Origin of the sequence: Phenylobacterium sp., from assembly GCF_016793285.1 — a bacterium.
Taxonomy (GTDB): domain Bacteria; phylum Pseudomonadota; class Alphaproteobacteria; order Caulobacterales; family Caulobacteraceae; genus Phenylobacterium.
In genome coordinates, this window is record NZ_JAEUMO010000083.1 from 1 (window position 1) to 6130 (window position 6130).

A 6130-nucleotide genomic window follows, 5' to 3' on the forward strand; every position below is an offset into this window, starting at 1 on the left:
ACCCCAGCTCGGACCGTCGCGCCGTCGACCTGCCGATCTGGCTCCACCGCTACAACTGGCATCGCCCGCACGGCGGGATAAAATCCCAGACGCCCATCAGCCGCCTCGGCCTCAACCGAGACAACCTATTGAGCCTCCACAACTAGGCGCAGTAGACTTCCTTCCACTTGGTTTCCCTGCACTCGCTCCGCCAGCGGAGGAAGTCGGACGTGAAGGCGCCGCCGCGCGAGGCTTCCTTCCTGCCAGGAGATCAGCGCCGTATCTCATGACATCCCCCGCAGTGGGGAGGTTCAGATCCTCGCCAACTCGAAGGGCCCGCCCATATGCCTCACGGGTGGCAGCGGCAGCCTGCTCACCAAAGAGAGCAACTTCGCGTTGGCGACGCCTCGCATAGTCTTCCATCGTTTCGAACACGCCACCGCGCCCAGGGCGATTACCAGCCATGCTCACCTCGCCATGTTGAGAATGCCGCCCGTGAATGGACGCGCTCGTGCCGCCGAACCGCCACCATCCCACGGCAAAACGAGAACAACTATCTCACGAAGGTGGAGCTACTTGGCCGGTCGGCTCCCTTCACCGCCACTCACCCGGCAGACGGGTCTCCCAAATCCCTGATCGTCAGCAAGCCGCGCATTTCGCGCGGGTAGTCGGCGGCAATCCCCTGTACGCCGCGCGCATTCCCGCGCCAGGAGCCGCCGAACGCCCGGTATATCGGGGCGCGTCTCTGGCCGAACGCGATCTAGTGAAGTTTCCCTGTTATCGCAGCGGAACAGCGACCCTCCGGAGACGCAATGGCGCGTCGAAGACTAAATCGCGCGCTGCGACAAAGACTTATGACCGATCCAGCGCTGACGCTCGGGATTCCAGAACAGGGAACTTGGAGACGCGGAACAGGGAACTGGGAGTGTCGGAACAGCGAACAAATCGCCGCCCGAACAGGGATCAGCCGGCGATGCCAAACAGGCTGCGCTGGGCTGTCCAGGACGTCGGAATTCGACCGTGCAGCAGCCGGTCGAGCGTCATGTCGGCAGGCTGCCGACCCTCAAGGATGCGTTTCTGAATATCCGGCGCGAGGAACGCGAGCCGACAGATCTTCCGCTCATATGCGCCAGGCGGCGCCTTCATGCTGTGGCCGTCCGCAACCGAGCCGTCGGTCTTCGACCAGCCTAGATCGGCCATGATGCGGTGCGCCTGCTGCAGCTGTTTATTAGCATTGGGTCACGCCGCATACGCATCGCGCGGTCATTGGCGCCGGTGATCCAGGTGCGGCCGCTACGAAACTTGCAGCGGATCGGAAGCGTGACGATCATCACGTTCGGATCCCGCGGGTCAGGCTCAATGTCGACCACCGCATCGCGCGACACCTGCGCACGCAAGACACTGATGCGAACTGCCTGCGCTTCAAGATCGACGCGCGTCACACAGCCGATCATGTCACGTAGTCCTGCGTCGTCCGGCCTGCCCAGGCGCCTCCGCAACTCCCGCTCCAGAACACCTTCGATCTCATCGGCCGTCACGCGACGCAGCGCGTTCGGATCGGACCGCACGGACCGCCCTTGCTGCATCGGCGCCGACACGTAGTAGCGATAGACCTTGCCCTTCCTCCCGTACGTGAAGCTCGGACTCATCGGGTCGCCATCGGTGTCAAAGACCAGGCCGCGCAGCGGCATCGACGCCGCGCGCACCGGCCGCTCCTTCCGCTCACGGCGGTGGGTGGCCAGCATCGCCTGCACGCGATCGAAGAGGTCGGTATCGATGATCGCGGGGTGTGCGCCGGGGTAGCTCATAGCGCCGTGTGGGATCTCGCCCAGATAGATGCGGCTACGGATCATGTGGAACAGCGCGCCGCTGGAGAATGAGTTGCCGCCTCGCATATGTCCGCGGCGCGAGCGGGTGACTTTCGAGCGAATGCCCTCCTCCTCCAGGCGCGCCTGCAGGCGATAGACGGAATGGTACGAACATCTCGAAGTACCTTGAAGGAACGCTGACGGGTAGTAAGCCATCGGCATCCCCGCCACCGCGATAGATCGGTTCTGAATTGGCCTCTACAAACCCATCATCGAGACGCTGGTTGTGGTTCGCGACTGAAACAGACGAGTGCGTGCCGCTGGACATGGGAGCATACTCGACGACCGTCTTCGATCGCCGCACGGTTCCGTTTCCAGATTGGGTTTGTAGAGCGCCGGACGGTGGCATCCACATAGATGCGGGCCGACTCGAGATCGATCTCGATATCGTCGGAGCTCCAAACAGGCGCGATGAGATCAGCTGGGCCTGCGACTATGGCGTCCATCTCGTCGCACACAGCTGGCTGGAGGAAATTCGAGACCTTATCGATGCGGCGCGCGTGGGCATCGGCGTGCTCCGGCGCAATGGCGTCGTAGTCGATGGGTGGTCCACAGTTCACGAACGCCAGCCGCCCCCACTGCTGGCTACGGAGGGACACGGCAAGGTCTGCCCGCATTGCGGGCATTCCTACACCGTACTTCATGGTCGCGAGTACTTCTCCGACCCCAACGTGATCGGTCGGTCTTTCGTTGAAAACAGCAACGGGCTCTTCATTCGCGCGGACATTGCTTTGAGCCGAGGACTGCGGACACCGCGCGGCGCGTTCGAACCAGGTGTTGTCGAGTTCGAACCTGATACGGACAAGGCCGCCTAACTGAAGCCAAGCGTCGTCGAACCTCTGCCCACTCCTTGCAGTCACTCCAAACGTGATGGAGTTTGAGCCGGTCAGCTCCCTTGGAGCCAAGCGTCGTCGGCCCTGCCTCCACCGCCACCGACCCGACCTCAGTCGGCTCCGAAATTCCCACAACGTGAATTCCCCCGGCTATTCCGCGGGTCGCCGGGGGCAATCCGGCTGTCAGGGCGGAACTGGCAGGTTAACTTCTGTTGGCCGCAGGATGCCCTCTGTGGCCGCCGATCAGGCGGCGACGGTCGCCTCGGCCCAGGCCTGATGGGCCATGGCCCGAAACTGGCGCAACATCGGTCGGCAGATCAGATGCTCCTGGACGGTGAAGGTGTTGTAGACGGCAGCGTGGTTGGAAAGGAATCTCTGGGCTGAGCCCTGGGATTTGAACTTCTGCTGCTTTCGCTCCCGTCTTCGGATGGCCAGGTGCGAGTTCTCGGCGCGGTTGTTCTCCCGCATGCCGCCGGGTCGATGGCGATCGGCAAGGCCCAGCGTCCTGGCCGCCGCCCGATAGGACGCCAACTTATCCGTGACAATGACCTCGGGATGGATCCCTTGGTTCTTCAGCAACTTTCGAAGCAACTTCAAGGCCGCAGCCTTGTTGCGGCGCTTCTGGACCAGGACGTCCAGGACTTCGCCTTCGTCATCGACAGCGCGCCACAGGAACATCCGCCGTCCGCCGATCTTGCAGACCATCTCGTCCAGATGCCAGCGGGCCGTCGGCGGCGGGCGACGCCGGCGCAGGTTCGCCGCGATCAGCGGCCCGAACTTGATCACCCAGCAACGCACCTTCCTCCGACCTGAGCCAAGGCAGGCGCATCGTGAGGATGCGCGCCATCCGCGACGTCATCGGTACGGAAGCCAGGCTCAGGAGCGCCGAGATGCCCGTTGCGACGCGTGCGATCCTCCCCGATGCGTGGCGCCGGGGCCTAGGTCTGACGCAGGGCCGCCTCGTAGACCACATCACCGCCCGCCGTGTGGAAGCGCAACGCGAGCCCGCCGCGGTCCAGAGTGAAGCTCGTGAACCCCGGCAGTCCCAACGCGAACCGCGTCCCCTCCACAGCCTCGACATGACCGGCCGACGAGCCGGCGCCGGAGCAGACGTGATGGGTCGCTCCGACCTGGATGTGCTGCAGGGCATGGTCATGGCCGCAGATGTAGGCCTGGACTCCATACCGCTCGAGCAACGGCTCGACCTGGGCGGCCAGGGCGGGCGAGCCGCCGTGATGGCCGCCGGACCGGATCGGGTGGTGCCCGACGACGATCTTCCAGCGCGCCTCCGACGCCGCGAGTTCGCGCTCGAGCCAGGCCACCTGCGGGGCGGCGTCGGGCGCCGAGACACGACCCTGCGACAGCCGCATCAAGGCCTCGCCGAAGTCTCCGGTGATCGGGGTCGTGTCGAGTACGAAGATGTCGAGGTCCGGCACGACCGCCCCGGCGCCGCGCAGGGCGTAGTAGCGGGCCGGCATGCGCCACCGAGGGCTGACCTTGGCGTAGGCGATCTGGGCCGCGGGCTTGCCGCGATAGTCATGATTTCCGAGCGCGGCGTACCAGGGCGTCTGAAGGGCCGCCGCCGCATAGATCTCCTCGAACGACGCGGTCCAGTGCGGATCGGCGACGGATTGCACACCGCAGGGATAGAAGTTGTCGCCGGCCGAGAGGACGAACTGCCCGTTCCGCTCCGCCGCCGTGCTCGCCATGGCCTCGGCGACCTCTCGCTGGTGACGACCGCCGCCCCGTCCCCAATCGCCCAGGGCGAGGAAGGTCAGGGGCGCCGGCTGCGCGCGCGCCGCACCGGCGGCGATCCAGCTCGCCGCCGCGCCCGCCATGAGGCTCCGGCGGTGAAGTCCGTCGTTCACCATCGCTGCGCTCCGTCCACGCCCTGCCCCACGCCGCCCGAGTGGTCCCGTCCTGATGACGCCGCCGACGGCGCGTCGCCTCACGCGCGCCGATAGTCGCCGTGCCGCTCCGGACCGATATCTGGCGCATCGCCGTCGTCGACCGACCGGTCACGGCCCTGGACGCCGCGGACGACTGGCGCGATGGGATCCACTGGCTCCCGGAGGAGCCGCCCTTCACGTTCCTGGCCGACCCGTTCGGCCTATGGCGCGACGGCCGTCTGCACGTCTTCGCGGAGGCGTTCGACTACCGCACGCGGCATGGCGTCATCGACCTGATCGAACTCGACGCGGCGTTCGTCCCGATCCGCCGAACAACCGTCCTGCGCGAGCCGTGGCACCTGTCTTATCCGCAGGTGTTCGAGCACGACGGCGAGGTCTGGATGCTGCCCGAGGCGCACCGGTCCGGCGCGCTGACGCTCTATCGGGCGGCCCCCTACCCGGAACGCTGGGAGCCGGCGCTGCGGCTCCCGCTCGACGGCCCGGCCGTCGACGCGACCGTCTTCCAGTGGGAGGGCCTCTGGTGGCTGGCCTATTCGCCGTCAGGACCGCAGAGCTACAAACAGGGTCGTCTGCACTTGGCCTACGCCGAGCGACTGCTGGGCCCCTGGCGCACGCATCCCGGCAACCCTGTGCGCATCGACCGCCGTTCCAGTCGGCCCGGCGGCGCCCCCTTCCTGCGGCGAGGCCGGCTGATTCTCCCCGTCCAGGACTGCAGCCGCACCTATGGCGGCGCGATCCGCTGGCTGCGGATCCAGGCCCTGACGCCCGACCGGTTCGAGGCGATCGACATCCCCGGCCTCCGCGCGCCGCGCGGCGCGGCGCCCTACGTGGACGGGCTGCACACGGTCTCGGCCTGTGGGCCGGTCACGCTCATCGACGTCAAGCGGATCGACCGCTCGCCCGGGGGACTGCTTCTGGACCTGGGGCGACGACTTCGCCGTACGGCTGCGCGCACATCCGCTTGAGGATGTCGGTGCCCGCTTGCCGGAATGCGGCCGCGCTGAACCGGTCCAAAACCCGATGGCGCGCCGCCGCGCCGAATGCGGCCAATCGGTCCGGATGGCCAAGGAACCAGGTCAGGGCGTGGGCGAGCGCTTCCACGTCGCCCGGCCGCACGACGAGGCCCGTCTCGCCGTCGACGACCGTCTTCGGCAGTTCGCCGACGGTGGAGACCAGCGTGGGCAGTCCTGCCTGCATCGCTTCATGCGCGGCGACGCACAGGCCCTCCGAGCGGGACGGCTGCAGATAGAGGTGCAGGCCGGCGAGAAAATCGCGCGGACGATCCTGGAAGCCTGCGAACGTGATGCCCCGCACGCCGAGTCCCGAAGCCAGCGCCTCGAGCCGCGCGCGCTCCTTGCCGTCGCCGGCGATCACCACCTCGTAGGCTCGCGCCGGCGCGAAGCCGCCGCACTGCAGGCGCGCAAGCGCCTGGATCAGCACATCGTAGCCCTTCACCGGGTGAAGGCGGCCGAGCGAGCCGATCCGGATCGGCCCGCCGGGCCGCCCGGGCGCCGCCGGGGGCGCCGCGGGGGCGGCGGGG

At 67.0% G+C, this 6130-nt stretch carries 6 protein-coding genes and 2 pseudogenes; 3 read left to right on the top strand and 5 right to left on the bottom strand.

The genetic code is table 11. The features are described from left to right. Positions 1-146 (top strand): annotated as a pseudogene (locus JNL41_RS08830) (IS481 family transposase); the annotation flags it as partial. Between the two features lie 796 nt (positions 147-942). On the opposite strand, the gene JNL41_RS08835 reads toward JNL41_RS08830, so the two are convergent. Both JNL41_RS08835 and JNL41_RS08840 read right to left on the bottom strand, forming a co-directional pair. Further along, complete coding sequence (locus JNL41_RS08835) at positions 943-1179, bottom strand: hypothetical protein (protein ID WP_293474108.1); 237 nt, start codon at positions 1177-1179, stop codon at positions 943-945. Beyond that, positions 1167-2003, bottom strand: coding sequence for a recombinase family protein (locus JNL41_RS08840; RefSeq protein WP_293474110.1), 837 nt, complete (start codon positions 2001-2003; stop codon positions 1167-1169). The genes JNL41_RS08835 and JNL41_RS08840 overlap by 13 nt, the downstream gene beginning before the upstream one ends. 98 nt (positions 2004-2101) lie before the next feature. Here JNL41_RS08840 and JNL41_RS08845 point away from each other — a divergent pair, with 98 nt between their 5' ends. Beyond that, positions 2102-2662 (top strand): hypothetical protein, encoded by a 561-nt coding sequence (locus JNL41_RS08845; RefSeq protein ID WP_293474112.1) that lies wholly within the window; start codon positions 2102-2104, stop codon positions 2660-2662. 261 nt (positions 2663-2923) lie between these two features. Here JNL41_RS08845 and JNL41_RS08850 read toward each other — a convergent pair. Both JNL41_RS08850 and JNL41_RS08855 read right to left on the bottom strand, forming a co-directional pair. After that, positions 2924-3478: pseudogene (locus JNL41_RS08850) on the bottom strand (IS6 family transposase); the annotation flags it as partial. Between the two features lie 140 nt (positions 3479-3618). Continuing rightward, entirely contained in the window at positions 3619-4548 is a 930-nt protein-coding gene (locus JNL41_RS08855) for a tartrate-resistant acid phosphatase type 5 family protein (protein ID WP_293474114.1), read from the bottom strand. 101 nt (positions 4549-4649) lie between these two features. Here JNL41_RS08855 and JNL41_RS08860 point away from each other — a divergent pair, with 101 nt between their 5' ends. Further along, on the top strand, positions 4650-5555 hold the full coding sequence (locus tag JNL41_RS08860) for a hypothetical protein (protein WP_293474116.1): 906 nt from the start codon (positions 4650-4652) through the stop codon (positions 5553-5555). Here the strand turns inward: JNL41_RS08860 and JNL41_RS08865 are convergent. Beyond that, positions 5470-6130 (bottom strand): glycosyltransferase family 4 protein (locus tag JNL41_RS08865; RefSeq protein WP_293474118.1); only part of this gene is annotated, 661 nt, incomplete at its 5' end. The genes JNL41_RS08860 and JNL41_RS08865 overlap by 86 nt on opposite strands.

Excerpts from the sequence above, each read along its gene's own strand:
- JNL41_RS08840 (WP_293474110.1), bottom strand. The coding sequence starts at position 2,003 with ATGGCTTACTACCCGTCAGCGTTCCTTCAAGGTACTTCGAGATGTTCG.
- JNL41_RS08835 (WP_293474108.1), bottom strand. The coding sequence starts at position 1,179 with ATGGCCGATCTAGGCTGGTCGAAGACCGACGGCTCGGTTGCGGACGGC.